The sequence below is a fragment of the Clostridium frigoris genome, from assembly GCF_018861865.1.
GTDB classification, from domain to species: Bacteria; Bacillota; Clostridia; order Clostridiales; family Clostridiaceae; genus Clostridium_AD; species Clostridium_AD frigoris.
In genome coordinates, this window is record NZ_JAHLDV010000014.1 from 41,027 (window position 1) to 63,518 (window position 22,492).

14 protein-coding genes are annotated in these 22,492 nt (G+C 29.9%); 6 read left to right on the top strand and 8 right to left on the bottom strand.

All coding sequences use genetic code 11. The features are described from left to right. The first annotated feature begins 13 nt into the window (after positions 1–13). Positions 14–364 carry a hypothetical protein gene (locus tag KPL37_RS08630; protein WP_216148013.1) on the top strand — a complete coding sequence of 117 codons (351 nt, stop codon included), beginning with the start codon at positions 14–16 and terminating at the stop codon, positions 362–364. 51 nt (positions 365–415) lie between these two features. Here KPL37_RS08630 and KPL37_RS08635 read toward each other — a convergent pair whose 3' ends face one another. Continuing rightward, positions 416–1,018 (bottom strand): NUDIX hydrolase, encoded by a 603-nt coding sequence (locus KPL37_RS08635; protein WP_216148016.1) that lies wholly within the window; start codon positions 1,016–1,018, stop codon positions 416–418. 255 nt (positions 1,019–1,273) lie between these two features. Here KPL37_RS08635 and KPL37_RS08640 point away from each other — a divergent pair, with 255 nt between their 5' ends. Together KPL37_RS08640 and KPL37_RS08645 are read left to right on the top strand one after the other, a co-directional pair. Continuing rightward, positions 1,274–2,527 (top strand): D-alanyl-D-alanine carboxypeptidase family protein, encoded by a 1,254-nt coding sequence (locus KPL37_RS08640; RefSeq protein WP_216148019.1) that lies wholly within the window; start codon positions 1,274–1,276, stop codon positions 2,525–2,527. 333 nt (positions 2,528–2,860) lie between these two features. After that, positions 2,861–4,621, top strand: coding sequence for a phosphoenolpyruvate carboxykinase (locus KPL37_RS08645; protein ID WP_216148022.1), 1,761 nt, complete (start codon positions 2,861–2,863; stop codon positions 4,619–4,621). Between the two features lie 1,191 nt (positions 4,622–5,812). Here KPL37_RS08645 and radA read toward each other — a convergent pair. Both radA and KPL37_RS08655 read right to left on the bottom strand, forming a co-directional pair. After that, positions 5,813–7,195, bottom strand: coding sequence for a DNA repair protein RadA (gene radA / locus KPL37_RS08650; RefSeq protein WP_216148025.1), 1,383 nt, complete (start codon positions 7,193–7,195; stop codon positions 5,813–5,815). A 115-nt stretch (positions 7,196–7,310) separates the two neighbouring features. Beyond that, the gene (locus tag KPL37_RS08655; protein WP_216148071.1) at positions 7,311–9,299 is read right to left on the bottom strand and encodes a DNA topoisomerase; all 1,989 of its coding nucleotides are present in this window, start codon (positions 9,297–9,299) and stop codon (positions 7,311–7,313) included. A 581-nt stretch (positions 9,300–9,880) separates the two neighbouring features. On the opposite strand from KPL37_RS08655, the gene KPL37_RS08660 reads away from it, so the two are divergent. Then, positions 9,881–11,542 carry a thiamine pyrophosphate-binding protein gene (locus KPL37_RS08660; RefSeq protein WP_216148028.1) on the top strand — a complete coding sequence of 554 codons (1,662 nt, stop codon included), beginning with the start codon at positions 9,881–9,883 and terminating at the stop codon, positions 11,540–11,542. Positions 11,543–11,566: 24 nt separating this feature from the next. Then, entirely contained in the window at positions 11,567–11,998 is a 432-nt protein-coding gene (locus KPL37_RS08665) for a hypothetical protein (RefSeq protein WP_216148031.1), read from the top strand. Between the two features lie 16 nt (positions 11,999–12,014). On the opposite strand, the gene KPL37_RS08670 is transcribed toward KPL37_RS08665, so the two are convergent. The 5 genes from KPL37_RS08670 to KPL37_RS08690 all read right to left on the bottom strand — a co-directional run bounded on the left by KPL37_RS08670 (position 12,015) and on the right by KPL37_RS08690 (position 20,859). Then, positions 12,015–14,867 carry an ATP-binding protein gene (locus tag KPL37_RS08670; protein WP_216148034.1) on the bottom strand — a complete coding sequence of 951 codons (2,853 nt, stop codon included), beginning with the start codon at positions 14,865–14,867 and terminating at the stop codon, positions 12,015–12,017. Between the two features lie 12 nt (positions 14,868–14,879). Beyond that, the gene (locus KPL37_RS08675) at positions 14,880–16,187 is read right to left on the bottom strand and encodes a metallophosphoesterase family protein (protein ID WP_216148037.1); all 1,308 of its coding nucleotides are present in this window, start codon (positions 16,185–16,187) and stop codon (positions 14,880–14,882) included. A 681-nt stretch (positions 16,188–16,868) separates the two neighbouring features. Further along, positions 16,869–17,504, bottom strand: coding sequence for a GerMN domain-containing protein (locus KPL37_RS08680; protein ID WP_216148040.1), 636 nt, complete (start codon positions 17,502–17,504; stop codon positions 16,869–16,871). A gap of 115 nt (positions 17,505–17,619) precedes the next feature. Continuing rightward, positions 17,620–18,369 carry a SprT family zinc-dependent metalloprotease gene (locus KPL37_RS08685; RefSeq protein WP_216148043.1) on the bottom strand — a complete coding sequence of 250 codons (750 nt, stop codon included), beginning with the start codon at positions 18,367–18,369 and terminating at the stop codon, positions 17,620–17,622. A 129-nt stretch (positions 18,370–18,498) separates the two neighbouring features. Beyond that, a complete protein-coding gene (locus KPL37_RS08690) occupies positions 18,499–20,859 on the bottom strand; it encodes a VIT and vWA domain-containing protein (RefSeq protein ID WP_216148046.1) in 2,361 nt (786 codons plus the stop codon). Between the two features lie 215 nt (positions 20,860–21,074). On the opposite strand from KPL37_RS08690, the gene KPL37_RS08695 reads away from it, so the two are divergent. Further along, positions 21,075–22,304, top strand: a complete 1,230-nt coding sequence (locus tag KPL37_RS08695; protein ID WP_216148049.1) for a 6-phosphofructokinase — start codon at positions 21,075–21,077, stop codon at positions 22,302–22,304. Positions 22,305–22,492: the final 188 nt, after the last annotated feature.

A 22,492-nucleotide genomic window follows, 5' to 3' on the forward strand; every position in this document is an offset into this window, starting at 1 on the left:
AGGAGTGATTTTTTTGAATATAACTAGTACGTCTCTATCATATATGTTTTTTGTTGTTTCTATAATAGAATTCATATTCTTTTTATATTACAAATTTCTTGTGATCAATACTGGCACTAAAAGTAAACGACGAGAAAATATTATTGGAACTATGAAAGACCCCGAGCATTGGAGAAAAAGAAATAATATAATAGCATTTATTTCTCTATTTTGGGCAATTACATCAATTATTGCTTTTATTTATTTAAAATTTTTCTATACTTCGCGTTTACTTTCAATAGTATATGTTTTTATCTATATAGTTATTATTGTATTAAGTGTTTCCGTATTCATTAAGAAAAATAAACTTGTACCTGATAAATAGCCTAACCTAAAAGCGGTAATAATTTAAATATTATTACCGCTTTTTAAAACTTTATTTTTCTAAAACTTTGATAAAGCTTTTAATAATCTGAGCTGTGAAACCCCATATTACATAGTTATTATACTCGTAAAAATATTGATCTAAAAACCCTTTCCTAAACTTATAATTTTTCCCACCATTAATCAAATGAAAAGGAAAACCTTCTTGTTTTAAGGGGCCTATCTCCATACTATAATGAAGTGGTTTTTTCTCCATAAAAAACCTTAATGGCACTTTAAATATATGATCTACTTCATCTTCGCTTGGATTTATTTCGCCATATTTTAGCTTTCCTACAAAGGCATACAATATATTGCCATAAGGACTTATATAATAGTCCATATCTCCAATTGTTTCAATTTGATCTCTTTTTAAATTCAATTCTTCCATAGTTTCTCTTATAGCAGTTTCCTTTGGATCTTCATTAAATTCAACTCTCCCACCAGGAAGGCAAACATCCCCTGGCTGGCTTCTTAATTTCAAAGCACGTACTTCAAATACAATAGATACCTCCTCATCATCCTCTACGAGTAATATCATAACTGCACTTTTATCAAACTCTCCTATTACTTTAGGAATCCTATTCTTAAATATTTTTTCTACCTTATTTATCATGTTAATCACAACCTTTCTAGTGCCACCCACCTGGCAAGTGACAAGTGAAATTATTACATTAATATGTACTTTTAACTATAACATAATATAAAGGAAACCGCTTAACCATATTTAAATATTATCATTTTCTTAACTTCGCTTTATATATAATCCAATAAACAATGTATCTTGTTCTTCATAAATTAAAATGCTATACTTATTCTTGTGTTTGCTCATAGATAAACAAAAAATTTAATTAAACTGGAGAGATGAAAATTGAAAAGAAGAAACCCATTTTTATTATTTACACTAATCTTTACTTTAGTCTTTTCTACAACGGTTTTAGCCGCTACTAATCCGCCAGAATTAGATGCTAAAGCTGCAATTTCTGTAGATATGGATACTAATGAAATTATTTACGCCAAAAATATTGATAACAAAATGTACCCTGCGAGCATTACAAAGCTTATTACGGCTTTGCTACTTGCTGAAAATAAGACTACAACTGACACTTTAAAATATACAAAAAATGCGAAGGCTCAACCACCATACTCATATAACCTAAATATTCATCCTGTAGCTATTGGGGATACAATGTCTGCTGACAATGTAATGGATGGCCTTCTTCTTTATTCTGGAAATGATATTGCTTATATGATTGCTGATAACGTTGGTGGAAATCCAATTAATTTTGCAAAAATGATGAATGCCAAAGCTAAAAAGCTTGGAATGACAGGTTCTCATTTTATCACCCCAAATGGTTTAGATGATGCAAATGACAACCACTATACAACGCCTTATGACTTAACTCTAGCAGGCAGAGCTGCTTATAAAAATGATTGGGTAAAAAAGTCTATGGCTAAAAAAACAAGTGTAATTAAATCTACTAATGGCCCCGCCGCTACTGTTACTAACAGGAATAAACTGCTTGGTATAGCTGGCAACATAGGTGGTAAAACTGGATATACAATAAAGGCTGGAAGATGCCTAATTTCTATATACGAACGTAATGGTCGCCATATTATAGGTGTCGTTATGGATTCTACATATAACCTACCAAAAGATACAATAGTTTTTGATGACATGACAAAACTTATTAATTATAGTTATTCTGCTAAAAAAGAAATCACAAATAAAAAAGAAACTGCTATTAAAACAATATCTGTACCCTATAAAGTTATTCCATTTATAGGACCAACAAAAACAATTAATATACCAGTTGCATCAAAAGAAGATGTGACATTTTATAAGAATAATGTCAAACGACAAACTACTATTAAAGTTGATCCAATAAAGCCATGGAAACTTAATAAAAAAACTTCTGTTGGAACTTTAGTTGTGAAACAAAAGGATTATGTTAAAACTTATAAATTATATCCAATGGTTTCAAAAACTATTATATTCAAAAATAATATAATTATCTATGCTGCAATCGTAGTTATACTAATTGTTATTATAGTATTAATTCTCTTATTAATATCGTCTATACGTAGACGTAAAAATCGTAGTGGTAGAAGAATAAGATACTAGTCCATTCACAAAAGGGATTACATTAACTTTTTAGTTAATGTAATCCCTTTAAAAATTATACTAAATTTTGTCCTATTTTTACATGTATTTTAATATACTATGATAGTAAGCCATAATATAATAATGGATATATTTCCTAACTTAATACATTTAATATTTGCGCCATTTAATTAACCATGTAAAATAGCATTTTGCAATTTCAATATTGAACTAGCATCAGGTTTATAGTATTATAATGTAGTATTCAATTATATATTGGTGATTATGATAATCTTAATCATTATGAATTTCAATTATCAAAATAATTACGTAATTATACGTGGAGGTGTTAACTTGAAAAAAGAATTTTCCTTAAGTAATGAAAAAGTAATGATAAATTTTACTGCAAAATATTGTAATACCCCTGTTAAATTATTGGAAAGTGATGGATTCAGGAGAGTTTTCAACGCTTATCTTAAGAAAATAAAAAAGAAGAACTCAAATATATATAAATATCTAATCCAAAATGCACAAACAGAGAATGAGGATTTAGATGTTTTTATTATACATTTGTTTAAACTCTTATCAGTACTCAATGTAAATGAGATTATAAATTTAAATACTAAATATACCTCCCTTATAGATAGCAAAGGCACTTTTATCGACTTTATAGAAGATTTCTATGGCTTTTGGAGGAAACTTGAAAGATATACTATAATTCACAACAACAAAATAAATGAGGGTATAGAAAAAACAAGCTTTGTTGAAGCTAACAATAATTTTTCAATGCTTATACTTGATTTATACAGAAAAATTGAAGAGAATGCGGTTGGTTATAAACCTAAGGTTTACAGGCAATTACCCGCAGGAGGTAACGCCGGTTTAATTGTTAATAGCATAAGTTGGCCAATTCCTTTAGGATATGAAAAATTAAAAAATGTTCCATTTATTGATGCAATAATTCTAGATTTACCTTATATAAGTTACCCTAAAAAGAATACACGCGATGGAATTTTTGATGAATGTTTTGAAAACCCATTAAAAAATTGTACTATAACCACAGACCATTGGTTTTGTTACCCTGCTAAGGTAGGCACACTGCTTGCCTTCATTTATGTTCACAGAGATTTTATGGCCCATGCTATAACTCTATGCAACTTATTTGAAATGGCAAAAGAAAAAGAGTATAGAAACATTAAGCCAGATATAGTTTTTGTTTTCGGTGCTAAGGATTCTTTTTCTGCCAGAGATTCTGCCCCTATCGTCAAAACAGTATTTTATGATGATAAGCAAAATGATATTATGCTTGGCTATATAAGTTACGGCGACGAAATTGATTACTTCGGATATGTAAAAAAGATGGCCTTAACACTTCATAATCTAATAATGATTAAACGAGGTTCACTACCAATTCATGGTGCAATGGTCCACATTATTATGAATAATGGTAACAGTGCCAATGTTGTTATTATGGGTGATAGCGGTGCTGGTAAATCTGAAAGTCTAGAAGCTTTTAGAAGTTTAAGTGAGGATTATATAAGTGATATGACTATAGTATTTGATGACATGGGTTACTTAACTTTAAAAGAAGGTTCAAAACCACTAGCCTTTGGAACAGAAATTGGAGCTTTCGTAAGACTAGACGATTTAGATACAGGTTATGCTTTTAAGGAAATAGATAGAAGTATATTTATGAATCCTGATAAAATTAACGCAAGACTAGTTATGCCAGTAGCAAGCTATAAAGATATTATTAAGGGATACCCTATAGATTTATTTCTTTATGCAAATAATTATGAAGAAGTAAAAGATGGTATTGAAGAAATTAACTTCTTTACAAATGCAAAGGATGCAATTGATGTTTGCAAAAGAGGTGCTAGAATGGCAAAAGGCACTACAACCGAATTAGGCCTTGTAACATCTTATTTTGCAAATCCATTTGGTCCTGTACAAAAACAAGAACTAGTAAATGTACTTATAGACAAATATTTTGATGACCTCTTCATAACAGGAGTAAAAGTTGGACAAATTAGAACCTCACTTGGAGTTAAAGGACAAGAGAAAGATGGTCCTAAAAAGGCAGCTAAGAAATTGTTTGAATTAATTATAAAATAGGAAAAAGTGTATTACCATATTAAGGTTCTCCTATGTAGCTACAAATAAGAGTTTGAAACGTGAAATCCCATTAAGAAATTTCAATGTTTCAACTCTTCTTATTTGTAGCCACTCCCAGAGAAATTTTATACTGCTATACAGTTATCCTAATATATATCTTGGCACTATAACAGATAAATAAAATGACAAATCTCAATACTCTCCAACAAAATCTTTTAGCCGTTAGGCTGTCCATGTATATAGTACATATCCTTTTAATAAATATTTCTGCTATACAGTTATCCTAATATGTATCTCAAAGGTATATCAGATAAATAGAATAATAAATTCAATAATCTCTACAAAAATAAGTCCTTTAGCCGTTAGGCTGTCGATGGATGTGGTACATATCCTTTGAATTAAATATTTCCGCTCTTCTTATTTATAGTCATTCCCGGAGAAATTTCATACTACTATACAATTATACTAATATATATCTTGGCACTATAACAGATAAATAAAATGTTAAATCTCAATACTCTACAAAAAAATCTTTTAGCCGTTAGGCTGTCGATATGTTATATCTCTTTTGAATTCAATGTTTCTGCTCTTCTTATTTTCAATTACTATGAAGAAATTTCATAGTTTTATATATATCCGGTCATCAGAGGACATAGTATAAAAACTAACAATGATATATGGTGAAGACCAACAGCCTATCGGCTTAAATCTTCTTAAGTCAAATGATAATTATGTGACAAGACCACTGAAATTTGTGTAAATATTTCAGTGGTCTTGTTGTTATTATTTGAATTAATTATAAAAAAAGAAGTACTAAAGCCTATTAAATACATTATACGTAATATATACTTTTTTATGTATTAGAGTATTGGTTAAAAAACCTGTTAAGTTGTGATTAGCTTAGAAACTATCTATATTAGCATTCACCGCCCGAATTCGTATGAAGTTTCTCCGGATATGACTCCAAATAAGAAGAGTGAAAACATTGAAAGTTAATTTAGAAATTCTTATTTTGCCAATATTAAATTCTCGTAAGCCTGCCAGGACGGCAGGCTAGCGAACCTGAGCCAGGAAGGCGAATGTGAGTGTTAGAGAATTTTATATTTGCAAAATGTTAGAATTACTTAATCACCTTCACGTTTCAATCTCTTATTCGGAGTCACGTAGGAGAAAGTTCATACTTAACAGATGTTATTTAAATTCTTTTGTTATAACATCTGTTAGTCTTTTACATGGAATGACTCTTAGATTTTTAAATTTAACCCCCGCTTTTAAACAATTTTGAGGTATGTATGCCTTTTTAAATCCCATTCGATCTACTTCTTTTAGCCTTTGTTCTAAGGATGGGACTTTTTTTAGTTCTCCAGTTAACCCTAATTCTCCAATAAACACTGTGTCTGTAGCTATTCCGTGATTAAGTGATGATGATGCTATGCTCATAACTACAGCAAGATTGACTGATGTTTCAGTTAGTTTAAGACCTCCTGTTGCTTTTATAATAACATTCTTATCATAAAGCCCTATTCCTCCACGTTCTTCAAGGATAGATATAAGGGTTCCTAGTTGCTCTTTCCTTGCAAAACACTCACTTAGCCTGCTTGGGTAAGGGGTAAATGATTTAGATACTAGACTTTCTATTTCTATAACAATTGGTCTTGTTCCATCCTTTATAACCGCTAAAGCACTTCCTGGAACTAACTCATCTCTTTTAGTCATAAAAAACTCAGAAGGATCAGTAATTTCTTCCATTCCTATATCCGAAAGTCTAAACATACCACTTTCTTCTGTGTTTCCAAAACGATTCTTCTTACTTACCAAGTGTTTTAGTTCTTCTCCATCTTCACCTTCAAGATATAATACAGTGTCTACTAAATGCTCGAGTATTCGTGGTCCTGCCATTTCATCTGCTTTTGTCATTTGCCCAACTAGAAAAACAGCTCTTGGTCTATCTGGATTCTTAGCTATATTCTTTAAAGCTGTTGCACATTCAATTACTTGAGTAGGGGAACCCGCCCTAGAACTTGAATATTCATCCAAAGTGAATGTTTGAATACTGTCAAGTATTATTAGATCAGCATCGACAGTTTCTATATGTTGTATTATTTCGTCAAGCTTTGTATCAGAAACAACCCAAAAATTATCAGCTATTTCTTTTACTGTTCGATCAGCTCTATTTTTAATTTGGCTCTTACTTTCCTCTCCAGATGCATATAAAATCTTATAGTCTTTTAATGAAAGTGAATTTGCGAGTTGTAACAAAAGCGTAGACTTTCCTGCCCCTGGGGGCGCCGATATAATAGTCACACTATCGCGAACTATCCCTCCACCCATAACTCTGTCAAACTCTGAAACTCCAGTAATTATTCTGTCACTGTTTGATTGCAGCACTGCCCTTAGTTTTGTAGGTTTAGCTGCTGCTATCCTACTATTTACGGCATTTGATTTAGCGGAAGCCGCCTTAACAAGTTTCTCTTCATAAGAATTCCATGCACCACAATCATTACATTTTCCCATCCATTTTGCAGCATGTGATCCACACTCTTTGCAAACATAAATTATTTTATCTTTTGCCAATTAGCACCATCTCCCTTTACTTATGATATTAGTTAAATCATCTCCTGGATCGCTACAGAAAAAAGATAAACAGAAGGTGTATTATAATTTCTGCTTATCTTTTCTATTATTACACTCAAGCTTTAGAATTTTTGTAAAATTCACTTGCCCTATCAAAATTGCTTTTAAGTCTCATTCCATTATTTAGCTGAAGTACTCTATCAGTATTTTTAACTATATAATTTTCAAGTTTATCCATGTATATATCACCAGCTATTTCACTTTGAGTAACCATAGTTAATCCCTTTTCCCAACTGGCTGTTAATTCTGGATTTAAAAGCGTAGGAATAGAATTTTTCACCACATCAAAAATAATTTCTCCAAGTAGTGTAGGCATAACCACTTGAGTTTTATTATTAGCTTTAATATATTCTATCTTTTCAAGCTTTGTTAAAATTCCTGAGCGAGTAGCACTTGTTCCAATACCAGAACCTTTTATATGCTCTCTTAGCTCTTCATCTTCAATAAGTTTACCCGCATTTTCCATTGCTATAATTATAGATCCTGTAGTAAATCTTTTAGGAGGTGAAGTCTTACCTTCTTTAACTACTAAATCTTTAAGTTTTACTGTTTGTCCTTTTTTTAGGGTGCTTAAAAATTTCATATTTGTATTTTGACTATCATTACTATCACTATCTGGTTTAAGAACTTCTAGGTATCCAAGTTCAACACAAACTTTGTCTGACGTAAAAAATCTTTCCTTATTTATCTTTGTTATAACCGAAACCTTGTTATACACAGCTGGTGGATAAAATATTGCGAGAAACCGTCTTAACACTAAATTATACACTTTCTTTTCCATTTCCTTTAATGATGTATAATTTTGAAGGCCTTCACCTGTTGGAACAATAGCATAATGATCTGTTACTTTGCTATCATCAACATACTTTGTTTTAGCAATACCAATATACCATTTTTTTTCTATGATATTCTTAGCTATATTATTTATCTCAGTATTTCCATTTAATTTAATTAATTTTCTTATATTCTGATCTATTTCTTTTGATATTGCTGTAGACAATACCCTAGCATCCGTTCTTGGGTATGTAAGCATTTTTTTCTCATATAATGCCTGAATGAGACTAAGAGTTTGCTCTGGATTTATTTTGAATTTCTTAGAACATTCATTTTGCATTTCTGCTAAATTAAAAAGTAATGGTGCATTTTTATTTTCCTTTTTCTTAGAAATATTTTCAACTAAGACATTATTATCAATACTATAATCTCTTAGCTCTCCTATTAACTTTTCAGCATCTTCCTGGGTCTTAAATCCACTCTCATTATAAAGCATAGAGGATTCAAAATAGTTTGAACCCTCGACCGACTTCCACTCTCCATCATAATTGCAATCTTCGCTTACATTCAAACTTGCAATAATTCTATAAAAAGGAGTAACTATAAACTCCCGAACTTCTCTTTCCCTTTGGACAACCATCCCAAGCACACATGACATTACTCGCCCAACAGCAATAACTATATAATTTTTTCCAAGATAATTACTTACAGTTTTTCCATAGACTAAACTTAAAAGCCTTGAAAAATTAATTCCCATTAAATAATCCTCTTTGGCTCTTAAGTAAGCAGCTTCTGATAAATTATCATATTCACTTAAATCCTTTGCTTCTTTAACACCACGAATAATCTCTGCTTCTGTTTGTGAATCTATCCACACTCTTCGTTTTTGTTTATCAGGTTTGCCTGCCATATCATCAACTAATCTATATATGTACTCCCCTTCTCTTCCTGAATCTGTACAAACATAGATTCTATCAATATCTTCGCGTATTAATTGACTTTTAACTATATTAAATTGTTTTTTAACTCCTTCTATAACTTCATATTTATATGATTTAGGTAAAAATGGCAACGTATTTAAAGACCATTTTTTAAGTTTCATATCATATTTTTCAGGATAACTCATAGTAACAAGATGTCCCACGCACCATGTTACTACAGCTTTATCAGACTCTATAAATCCATCTGACTTCCTACCATTTATTTTTAATGCTTTGGCAAACTCCGCAGCAACGCTTGGTTTTTCTGTAATAAATAATGCCTTACTAATAATTACCACTTCACTTTCCGTTTAATTGCACTAATAAACTTGTCATAAATATCTTCTAATAATTGTTTTACAAAGTTTATTATACCATTATTTAAGTGTCCATTTCAAAAAAATTTAATGACATTTTAGAAGGAAAGTCTCCCCTCTCTATAAGTGTGAGTTAACTACCCTATCATAAACAAAATTTCAGTGGAATATAAATCTCCTTCTGAAGTCGTTAATCTGCAGCTCCGAAGGAGATGATTAATAGCTCCGAAGGAGATGATTAATCTACTCTTATAGTTATTTTAAGTTTTTTTTAATTTTCTCTAATGTTTTTGTGAAATTATACGAAGTATAAATAACGACATTGTTTTACTAATACAATGAAAATATTGTCAAAATATTTAGATATATTACCATGATATAATTTATATGCTGCAATAAGTAAAAAGGAGGATAATAAATGGATAAAAAGTCTTTTTATGCATTATGTTGTATATTAACTAAATTAACAGGCATAGAAGATGAGACAATACTCGAATGTGAATTAGCAATTGATAAATACAAATATATTTTCAGATGAATTGGAGCAAAAAATAATGAAGTTATCAACCTGTATTACTAAATTTCTAGAACGTAATGGAGTAGAATACGTTTTCGGGATTTCAGCAGGCACTTGTAGTTCTTTATGGGATTCATTGAATGACACAACTATTAAGCCAATAATAACAAAAAATGAGGCTGGTGCATTATACTCTGCTACGAATTATGCGGATGCCTCTGAAAAATTAGGTGTAGCAATACTTGGTGGTGCAGTTGGATTAAATAATGCTATAAATGGTATTGCTGATGCCTCAAGAAGAAAATTGCCTGTACTTATAATTAGTGGTTACGTTAATAGGCATCAAATAGGTAAAGGTGCCATTCAAGAACTTAATACTGAGTACATAGTTAAGCCAATAACAAAGTACAGCAGAACAGTTATAAACCCAGATGAAGTATTAAAGGCTATAAAAGAAGCATTGGTAATTGCTTTAACCCCACCTTATGGTCCTGTACATATTTCTATTCCTATAGATGTACAAATGAGCCTTGTATCTGATATTATGGCTAATGAATTTATCGACTCTTCATTTGTTGATAAAACACGCTTATTAGATATAGAATCTTTAAATTACACTAAACAATTATTATTAGAAGCAGTTGACCTAATAAATGCAAGTCAAACTGGTCTAATCTTAGTTGGCAGAGGTTGTAATAACTTAGGAGCTTACGTTATGGCTCTAAGTGACAAGCTAGATTGGCCAATAGTAACAACGCCTGAGGGTAAAGGCATAATACCAACTAGTTTCAAAAATAATTTAGGTAGTTATGGTTTTTCTGGTTCTGATCTAGGTGTTAATTACATTGAAAATAATAAAATAGATTGTGTGTTAATTCTTGGGACAAGTCTCGGTGAATCAGCTACAAGGAATTACAATGACGTGCTTATAAAAGGTAGCAAATCCATTCATATCGATTGGGACAAAAGTGAACTTAATAAGGTATTTAATGTAGATTTAGCAGTTATTTATAGTTTAAAAGAAGCTTTAGCTTTATTAAGAAGTAATTGCTACAAGAAGAATAATAGATCAATAGATAACTCTATTTTGAATTCACCTTATATAGACAAAAGCCATACTGGTTTATCTACTAGATTGTTTTTAGAAAAACTACCAGATCTACTACCAGAAAAATATCATTTACTTTCTGATGTAGGTGAATATATGAATTTCGTATTTAAATATTTACCTATTAAAGAAAAGAGTGAATTTAGTATAAGTCTTAATTATGGAGCAATGGGTGTAGCTATAGGTGGTGCAATTGGGACATCTTTAGCACATAAAAATATTACAACAGCTGTTGTTGTAGGTGATGGTGCCTTCTTCATGAATGGTAGCGAAATACTAGTTGCAAAAGAATATAAATTACCAATAATATACTTTGTAATAAACAACAGTATGCTTGGATACGTAGAACATGGTCACAAGTACCTATTTGGTAGACCTCTAGAGGGTTTAATTCAAGAGCGGGTATCAATAAAAGCTATTGCAGAAGCTATGGGTATTAAATCCATAGCAGTAACTAGTGTAGAGGAATTAGACACATATAAAAAGCTAATAAAAACTACAGCTGGTCCATTAGTAGTGGAATTGATTACTGATGGTTCTGAATCACCAGCTGTTGCTGATAGATTTAAATCACTTAATAATGAAAAATAATATAAATAACTAGGAGGAATTAAAATGAAAGTAACAGATATAAAAGGTAAATACACACTTGAGGTAAGCCCTAATGGTACTATAGTTCAAGAGATGCAAAAGGGATTTTGGACTACAGACGATTTTAAAAGATTTCAAGCAGACTATGTTTCAAAGATTGCACCTTTGGTTAAAGATAAAAAATGGGCAAAATGTTGCGACGTAAGAGAATATAAAACTTCTGCAATAACTTCAGAACTTCAGGCTCATACTACATGGGCAGCTACTATTGGCTTAACTACTGGGGCTATAATAGCTACTAGTGCGATAGTTAAAATGAACCTAAACCGAGGTTCTGTAAATACCGTAACTCCTACAATGTTTGATAATGAAGCAGCTGCAATTAGCTGGCTCGAATCACAAGGTTATAAAAAATATTTTTTTGTAATATATAGAGGGTACCACTCATTCTTTTGAGTGATACCCTTTTTACTTACAGCTCTTTAAGGTATTCTTTTAAATTAGCACCTGAACTTTTTGTAAATCTCCCCTTATCTAATTTAAAATATAAAGCAGTAGATGCCTTTGCCATTATTAGTTCTACTAGGGTTTCATGACAAGTAAGAACAAAGATTTGATTTGTTTTTGATAATTCTACCAATGCTTTAACTGTATTTTTTGTATGTGCTATATCGAAGTTAACAAAGGAATCATCAAAAACCACTGGTAACTTTTGCTTAATTTCTTTTATTCTACTTATACGAACCGCCAAAAATAATTGTTCTTTTGTACCACGACTTAACTCTTTTGAACTCTCTTTTATACTCTCATCACATAACTTTGTTTTAAAATCTCCCTGCATTAAATTATCTCGCGGCATAATATCTTTATATTCACCAGAGGTTATTTCGCTTAGGATGCTACTAGCCCCTTTTAACAATTTATCCTTGGTATTTTCTAAAAATCTTTCTCTGATTTTCTCTAGAAATAAGGCTGCCGTATTGTATACAGCATAATTCTCTGCAAGTGGTCTTAACTTTTCTCTTGCATCAATAATATCTTTCTCATATTGTAATAACATCTCATCTGAATTTAAGGCTCTGACCTCATCTTTTAATGTTTGTTTTTCATTTTTTAAAATATCTAGTTGCTTAATTAATTCTTTATTTTCAGCACTTGAAACTTTAAAATCATAATTAAGTTCATCAATATTTATATACTGATTATATAACTCTTCAAGGGTATTTAATAAATTATTACTTTCATTATCAGTTTGTACAAAATCGCTCTTTTCATTATATAGTATATCTTTTATGCGATGGCTCTTTACTGATTGCAACAATTTTTCTTGTATAATTTTAAATTCATCTTGCTGTTTTTTATATCTTATATACTTTTTTCCCTCATTAATATAATTTTGTATATCTGAAATTATATCCTCTACGTTTTTAACACAAAGGAAATCTACTATTTCCTTCTCTAATATTTTAAGCTTTGAAAAACTTGTATCAGCTTTTTCTAAAAGCATCAAGTGTTTATGTAAGGTTTCTATTTTTAATAATAAGTCATTGCAAATATTATTAATATTATCCAAGCTTATTTTTTCTAAATTTATTACCTCTAAACTTTTAATGCTAAATTTTATAAATTTAGTAAGTAAATTATCAATGTTATTTAACGTTTCACAAAGCTCGTCAAACTGGTCCATTAATTTTTTCTTTAATAAATAATACTCAAATATCTCATCTTTTAAATAAGCTACTGTTTTAAAATAATCTTTTATGCCATCAGCTGAAACTTGCTCGTCAAGTTTTAGAATATCCCTATACTCATCCATTATGTTATTTAGTTCTTTTAGTGTTTCATCTATTTTTTTTATTTCCTGGGAATTACTTTTAGAATTTATTATTATGTTATCAACTTGCGCTTTAATTTCTACATTTCTACCTACAATTGATTTTGCGTTAGAATGATTTATAAATAAATATAGGGATGTACCTAATGCTCCAATTATTATTATAGAGCACCCAAGCATTTTATCTATAAAAAACAATACTACCCCTATAATCATAAATAACATAGTGATATACAAATACTTTTCCATATATGTTTTTGCATCTCGAGGTACTATTTGTTTTTCTAAAATTTCTCTATGCATTTTTGAATCTTCTATTATTTTATCAAGATTTATTTTATCACCCTTTATCTTTTTAAACTTTTCAATATTTTGATTTAAAATATGTTGTTGCATATCATCACAACTAACATCTGCCACATCATCAAAACTAGTCCAGTTATCGTTAGCTCTTTTTATCTTATTCATTAACGTTCCAGTTTTTTCATAACACTCGTTTTTAAGGCAAATAATATTCTTAGTTTGCTCTTTAAAACCTGATACACCATTATAATAATTAATAATTACTGCTTTATTTTCCATTAAAATCACTTTAATAAAATCATCTGTAGATATTTCTCTTTGAAATTCATAATTATCCTTATTATACTTCTCTAATTCTTTAACATATTGAATTTTTAAGTTTTCAGCTCTTTCTATATTATATTCTTTTACATAATCAGGAGCGTAAAAATACGTTTTAAGCTCTCCCTTAAGATTCATCTTTTTTTCATTAAGCTCATAATTATGCTTTAAAATTTCTAATTTAATTATACTATTATCACTTTTTTGAATCTGCTTTTCCTTTAAAATTATATTATCCTCAAGACGTAACAGATTGTTTTTCTTTTGCAAATAAGATGTTAACTGCAGCATAGACCTTTTTCTTCCCTCTACCCCTTTTTTAATATTCTCCTCAAATGGTTTAAACATTTTGGTAGATGGATTTCCCCTTGTTCCACCAATTTCATTAGCCTTTTGTCTTAATTCTTTAGCAACTCCAGGTATCTTTACAATATGCTTAAACCCCGCACCTAGAAGCATTGACTGTAAATTACTATCTTCCTTATCTGAGTTCTTATTTAATTCATCAAGACTTATTGTAAACAGTTCTTTGTAGGTTCCTTTATCTATATCATATAACCCTTTATTAGAACCTTTGACGTCGCCATTTTTATAAACTACCTCTGGATTACTAAACCCTTTTAACATTACATTTACTTCTTTTCCATCCTCTAAGCTTAAATCGCATCTTACATCATATTGGAATTTAGGTGGTGGTAACATGCTCCCCTTCGAAAACCCAAAAGGTATATTTCTAAGTATTTGCATCAAACTAGTTTTACCAGATCTATTAGCTCCACCAACAACTATAATCCCATTTCCTAGTCCTTCCAGCTTTTCACCTTGAAATACTCCGAAATCTCTAATATCTAGCTGTGTAATTTTCAAATCTTCACCACCCTATGTTATTTCCAAAACCTCTACCAATTTCTCAATAAGCAATTCTCTAGCCTGTGATATAATATCAGAAATCATTTCCTCATCAAAATCAAATTTATCGGCCTCTATATTTTCCGTGAAAATTTGTTTTTTCCAAATCACACCCCAATTTTTTACAAGTTCATTTTTAAGTTCAGAATCCGTAGTATATAACCCGATTACTTCTTCTAGATCTTTAAAAATAGGATTTTGCGATTTAAGTTCTTCAAAATTTTGCATAGGGATTGATGTCCTAAATATTATAGAATCTACCCATATAAAATGCTTCTCTGAACTTATCTCTTCGTTTATATTTCCTAAAAACTCTTTATAATCCTCTTCAGTCATATGAGTTATTTTATTATGCATATCTGTTCTTCCTCTTATGACCAATCGAATAATATAACCTTTAAAATCATCTAATAATTCCTCATTTGATAAGCTACTTAGTTCATCATTAATAACCAGGAGCAAATCGCTATAATTTTGTACTTTTTTATCATCCGCGATTATTATCTCTACCTTCTTATACACAACTGTTGATATAGGTAAAAACTCCATATTTACAACCTCTTTTTTACATACCTCTACGTAATAAACACCGCACGCTCCCTGCTCCCCCATATCACGACCTTGTGGAATTCCAGAAAAAGCTATGATAGGTTTAGTATCATTTATAATACTTTTTTTATGAATATGTCCTAGTGCCCAGTAATCAATATTGGCCACCGCCTTAAGATCACTCACAGTGCAAGGAATATAATTTTTATTATCTCCCTCTAATGCAGTGTGTAGCATTGCAATATTAAAAACATCATTATCTAATAAATAGTTTTCGTAAGATTTTTCTTTTTCTGATCGATGTTTATAGGATTTTCCTATGATTTTTGCAATAACTTTATCTTCTTTGTATACCTCAAAAATTTCTGTTTTTTCAGAACTTATGATATGTAAGTTAGGAGGCAAATCAAACAACTCCTCGGCACCACATGCAACATCATGATTACCATAAATTACATATACGTTTATATTTTTTTCACTTAATATTATACATTGATCTATAAAAATTTTATTTCCTCTAACCGACCTTAAATGACTGTCATAAACATCTCCACAAATCAATATAAAATCCACTTTTAATGAAATAGCTCTGAGACAAATTCTTTTAAAGCCATCATATACAGCGTCTTTACACAAGTCTTGTAATTTTTCTTGTGGTTTTCCATTTATATTAAGAAAAGATCCTAAATGCAAGTCTGAAGCATGAATAAATCGAAATGTTTCACTCATTATTTCTCCACCACCTATTATATATTTTACCATAAAAATCAAAGTATAATAATTTAAAAAAAGCATACAATAATGTCAGTAGATGATTTATTATGGTTGAGCCTAGAGTGCTTGTAGGTTGAAATAGCTTTAAAGCATTCGGCCAAAGGTGTGTACGAGATCTGCTAAGGTTTTTTATATGCCAGAGGGAAGATTATTATGGGTTCTTAACAGCTGTATATGTGCCTCACTGTATATATATGGTTCTCCAGGATGTGTAATATTCGAGCTAAGATGATATGGGTCTCCGCAGGTTTTATTATTACACATAAAAATAAACTAAAACTCTTTTTTGTTATTTATATAAATGTGATATTTATAAGACTAGGGGTTTTCTTAATTGAGAGATTATTTTAGCTCCCAAGGGGTTCCATATTGTCGAGCAAAGATGTATATATGTGCTGTAATGCTTGTGCGTTATCGAAAGATAAAATATGGGTATGTAAGTATGTATATGGGTTGTAGTGAAAATCGTTTTAGGTTGTCAAAAAATCCCTAGGGTAAAAGGCAAGTTTTTAGGTACATAAAAACAAATAACAAAACAAATAGACTAGCATATTGATTTGTTATTTGTTTAGTTGTACCTTTTATAAAACTTGCCTTTAACATTACAAAAACTATAATACTGCTATTTACTTTGTATTATTTCATCATTTCCTTATTTTCACTCATAGGTTCACTAACATCATATTGACCACCAATAGTCTTAACATTTTCTCCAGCAAGAAGAAATTGAACCTTTGTAATTCCTAATTCCTTATCTAAAACTAGTGTATTCACTATTGAAAATAAAGCCATTTGTTCTCCTGCTGATCCTTCTACATTTAGTTTCGTTTTCAAATTAACATAAGCTATATTTTCCTTGATTTCCACATCTGACACTTGTAGATTCGTAGGTAATGTTGCATATGATTTTGCTGTGCTACCACTTTTTACAGCTGGTCCCTTTACTAATTCCTCTACAATTGACTTAGCTGTAGGTGCCTTCATTGTTCTTTTTTCTGAGGCAAAGTACATAGCTTGGTCATCACTAAAATACAATACGACTTCTCTACTTTTTATGTCTTCACTTTTAACTGTTGGTTTAATTGTTGGTTCCACTGTTGGTTCTACTGTAGGAGTCACTGTAGATGCTACTGGTTTTTCTGCTTTAGCGGTAACTGTTGATTCTTCTTTTACTTCGCTTTTTGTGCTAGTATCTTTTACCTCAGCTTTTCCACAAGCAGCCAACGTAAAGACAAATACACTACATAATATTACTGAAAGAAATTTTTTCATTTTTGTCACCTTCCTATTTAAGTATTATATTAATTTAATTAAGTATTAATTTAAAATTTTATAATTTACTATTACTAAATTATATCATATTTTATAAAATAAAGTAATTGTCTGTCTAATAGTTAAGTTTTTCAAATTGTACATACCATTTAGAATACACATTACCCATTTCATCCCCATAAGTTCCCTTGTTATCTTTTACCATAACGGTTGCTCTTTTGTTGATTTTATATATGAACCCATTATATGTTTTACCATCATTCAAAAAACTCACCTTTTGTCCTATTATCAATCCATATTTTTCTGATATTATTTCCTTTTGGCTTGGTAATTGATGAACCACGTCCGTATGAGCAAACATATTATATACCATCGTTTTAAATCTAATCTTTTTGCAACTAGATTCTTTGTAAAGATGCAGCTCAATCAAATGGCATAATTCATGTTCAAATACTATTTGAAATGCTTCTAATGAATCTTTTGTTTTAATTCCTGATACAATCTTATCTCTTTCTACCTTGTAATACTCAAAAAAGAATTTTATGCCCATCCTAATTTCATATGATTCTTGTGCTTCTTCTAATAATTTTATTTTTCTACTATATATGGTTTTTCCTGCAGCTGATGTCATCCTAGTAGATAATGAAAATTTTAAAGTTCCCTTGAAATTTTCTCTAAAATAATTATTAAAAAATATTTCATCATATAAATCAAATATAATTTTAAGGTCATCATTTGACATACATTGTATATCACCCGTTTTCACATTTTTAGATTTAGTAATGAATATATTTCTTATGTTATTTCTTTTTATAATTATTTCTGAGTCGTAATATCTTAAATCTTTTACACCTTTAGTTATCATAACCCTACTTCCTTAAGCTAAGCTATCTTAAAAATAAACAGTATGTATATTCAACATGTTATTTTTAGCTACTTTATTTTTTTATTAGAACAAGACAAAATCCTACATATAGATGCAGGATTTTTATATTTAAATATTTTTTAAAATTGTTATATTAATTATAAAATCAAGTGTATCCTTTGACTGATTGGCTCTTTCATTTAAATCAAATTCTAACTTTAAACCCTTAATGAATTCCTTTTGGATCTCATCTACACTAACATTTTGATATTGAAATTTTTCTTCAATTTCTTGAATTTTCTTCTCAATATTCTCTTTGTGGAAAGACAATGCTACATCTTTTTTTATAGATAATTTAAAAACTAACAATAAACTTAAATATTCTTGTTTATTTAAATTTAATTCATTATTTAAATTAAGGTCAACATTTTGTAATGTTTTATTTAAAAACTCTAAAGATTTATTTAATTGATTTTTATATATTTTAATATCTCCACTACCTATCATAAACGCTAATATTGTCTTTATAGTATATCTTATATTACTTTCTAAGGTGTCCTTAGCATTTACACCAAAAGCTCCACTAGCAAATTGATTAGAAGCTAAAAGTCTTAGTAGCTCCTTTCTATTATAGTTTTCATATTTATCATACTCGTCCTCTTGTTTCGAGACATCTTTATAATAAAATGATGTTGATTCAGAATCCTGAGCTAAATCTCCATAAAAAGTTTCCAATCTTTTTGTTGTTTTAACAGGTAAAATCTCTCTTATTCTTATGCCTACTATTGGATCTTCCATTTCCTCATAAAGAATAAATGCGGTTTCTTTGCATATTATACCAACTTTTTTAGAAATTTCAACAATCTTATTATTCATTGCTTCTTGAAGTTCTCCTCTTTCATATTTAACTCTATGTTGAAGAGATTCTATTCGTTTTTTATACCACATTTTTTCAATAAGATTAACATTTTCCTCAAGTTCTAGATCATTCAATAAAATTACTCTTTGAATTCTATTTCTCCCTACTTTTCCTTTTAAGATTACAACTCCGCCTACATCGCCATTAACTTTTGCAAAAATAGAAAATGGTTCCTTATCATACATATATTCAATAGTTCTTGGGAAAGTTGTTTCAACCTTCATTTTACCCCAATCTATTTCAATGTCAGTAACTATCGGATTTTTAATTCTATTAAATTGTTTAAGTACTATATCCTCAATTCGCTCATCTGGATTTATAACTTCTGCAGCGCCATAACTAATACGAGCTAATTTATTAATAAAATAACTGTTTACTGAAGTATTTATTCCAAAAGGAAATATTCTACTTTCTTTAATATTCTCTTCTACAAAATCTAATATTTCCTTTTCATCGTAAGCTGCATCATCTGTAAATAAAAATATTATATTTTCCTCTTTATCATCTTTATCAAGGAGAGCATACTTTATTGCATCAAAAATCACTGCTTCTTTTTCAGCGGAAAGATCTTTAATCCATTTACTAGCAAAATCTAAATTTTCTTCATTAAAATCAACATTTATTTCTTTAGAAAAATAATGAAGTTTATCTCCAAAGGCAACAATATTAAATGTATCACCAACTGCTAGGTTTCTTAAACATAGCTGAAGAGCATTTTTACCCTCTACTAACTTGTCTCCACCCATTGAATCTGATATATCTAAAAGGAAAATATAATTTTCCCCAGAGGCTATTTGATCTATTTCAATTTCTGGAATAAATCTTAAATACAAAATTCCTTTATCCTCTCTTGGATATTCATATATCATTCCTGTAGTTTCTAACTTCTCTTGCTCTTCGAGTATAATTTCTAGATCTTTATCCATTTTTTGATTTTTTTCAGCTAGGGTCACTTTATATAAATTGTTTTCTTCATATTCAACCTTTAATTTGTGAGAAGAACACTTAAATTCTAATTTTGTTAAAGATTCCACGAGTAAACTTAAAGTGAATTTGTAATTATCATCCTTATTCTTTATTCCCTGCTCGCAATTAAGTAATTCATTCTCTCTAGAAATATTTATTGGAGTTATCATTGTGGGAATAATTAATTTTAAATTTCTATTTTCATAACTAAGTTCTTCTATATACGATACTTTTATTTGTACAACCTCATTAGAGATTATCTTGCCAATAACTATTCTAATTATATTATCTCTAAATTCTTCTAGTAAAAAAGTATTATTTTCATTATTTTTGAAATTTTCATATGTTTTATTTGCTTCTTCTTTATCTTGTATTAAACCCTTTATAGTACGTCCACCGAGCACTGCCTCAAACCCTGATATAACAGCCCCATCTGGAACCGGGAAAGTATAAATTGCTTCAACATCATTGCTTCCTTTATTCTCATATACATGGTCAATAGTATACTCAGCAAATTCCCCACACAGATTTCCTTTTATATTAACTTCTTTTAAAATTATGTTATTCTTGTGTCCCTCTTTATGGTTTATATTATTAATTGGCATTGTATCCCTCCTGATTTTATATAACAAAAGACAAACAGAAATTTTAAAATATCATACATATATTTTATCATTAATAGTATAATTAGTCTTTGAATTTATGGAATATTTTTATTTTCAAATGATATTGTTGTTATTTGTTTTTATCTACCTTATAATAATTGATGGATGTATTAATTATTATAATAATTAAATACTGTTTAAAGGAGAAATCTTATATGAAAAATTGTATAGTAGCACAATCAGGTGGTCCAACATCTGTAATTAATGCTAGTGCTATAGGTGTTCTTGAATCAAACATTAACTCTCATTATTATGATAATGTGTATGCCGGAATAAATGGAATTCAAGGTATTCTAAACAAACATATTATAAACTTATCTGACATTGATTATGATGAAGTTAAAGGATTAAAATATACCCCCTCTTCAGGTCTTGGTTCGTGTAGATATAAATTAAAATTATTTGAAGAAGACAATGAAGAATACATAAAAATTTTTGAAATATTAGAAGAATATGAAATTAAAACCTTCTTTTATATAGGTGGAAATGATTCTCAAGATACTGTACATAAATTTAGTAAATATGCAAAGAAACATAATAAAGATGTAAAATTTATTGGCATACCAAAAACTATAGATAATGACCTACCAATAATGGATCATACACCAGGTTTTGGAAGTGCAGCTAAGCTAATTGCCACATCAGTTCTTGAGAACTTCCTAGATGCCAGTGTATACTCCCCAACAGGTGTATTCATACTTGAAACTATGGGCCGTGATACTGGTTGGCTTGCAGCTAGTTCCTGCATTGCAACTATTAACGGTAAGCGTGTTGCTGATTTCATATATTTACCGGAAGTAGCCTTTGATGCTGATAAATTTATTGAAGATGTAAGTAGAAAACTTACTCAAAAAAGCCATGTATTTGTGGTAGTATCTGAAGGTATCCACACCAAGGAAGGTAAATTTATAGGAGAAGCAAAAGGTACTAATCTTGATAAGTTTGGCCACACTCAGTTAGGTGGTGTATGTGGCTTCCTAAAGAATTTAATTTTAAACACTAATACCGCAGAGAAAGTTAGAGTTTTAGAACTTTCCACACTTCAACGTTGCTCTATGCATTGCGCTTCACAAACCGATATAGATGAAGCCTTTGAGGTAGGAAAAGCTGCAGCCGAGTACTCAATTCATGGAATTAGCGGTAATATGATAGGTATAAGAAGGCTCTCAAATACACCTTATACATCAGAGACTTTTGCAGTTGAAACTTCAAATGTTGCAAATAAAATTAAATACTTCCCTAAGGAATGGATAAATGCACAGGGTAACAACGTAACTCATGAAGCTTATGAGTACACGCTTCCATTAATTATGGGTGAGCCAAAAATAGCAATAGAAAATGGCCTTCCAAAATACACATTTTTAGAAGAAATTTTTAAATTATAGATCGAGAATGGAGCTAAATTAAAGGTTCTCCTTGGTCGCTGCAAAAGCGACCTATAAGATGCATTAGCAACTAATAAAAGGGGCTGTCTCAAAATGATTAAAAAATCATTTTAAGAGATAGCCTTTTTTTCTTATTAATTTTAATAAAAACATTAAAAAATTACTCTTTTAATGTTTTTTTTTAATGC

Coding starts and splice junctions, on each gene's coding strand:
- KPL37_RS08665 (WP_216148031.1), top strand. CDS start 11,567: ATGAAAGTAACAGATATAAAAGGTAAATACACACTTGAGGTAAGCCCT.
- KPL37_RS08660 (WP_216148028.1), top strand. CDS start 9,881: ATGAAGTTATCAACCTGTATTACTAAATTTCTAGAACGTAATGGAGTA.
- KPL37_RS08695 (WP_216148049.1), top strand. CDS start 21,075: ATGAAAAATTGTATAGTAGCACAATCAGGTGGTCCAACATCTGTAATT.
- KPL37_RS08685 (WP_216148043.1), bottom strand. CDS start 18,369: ATGATAACTAAAGGTGTAAAAGATTTAAGATATTACGACTCAGAAATA.
- KPL37_RS08635 (WP_216148016.1), bottom strand. CDS start 1,018: ATGATAAATAAGGTAGAAAAAATATTTAAGAATAGGATTCCTAAAGTA.
- KPL37_RS08690 (WP_216148046.1), bottom strand. CDS start 20,859: ATGCCAATTAATAATATAAACCATAAAGAGGGACACAAGAATAACATA.
- KPL37_RS08675 (WP_216148037.1), bottom strand. CDS start 16,187: ATGAGTGAAACATTTCGATTTATTCATGCTTCAGACTTGCATTTAGGA.
- KPL37_RS08680 (WP_216148040.1), bottom strand. CDS start 17,504: ATGAAAAAATTTCTTTCAGTAATATTATGTAGTGTATTTGTCTTTACG.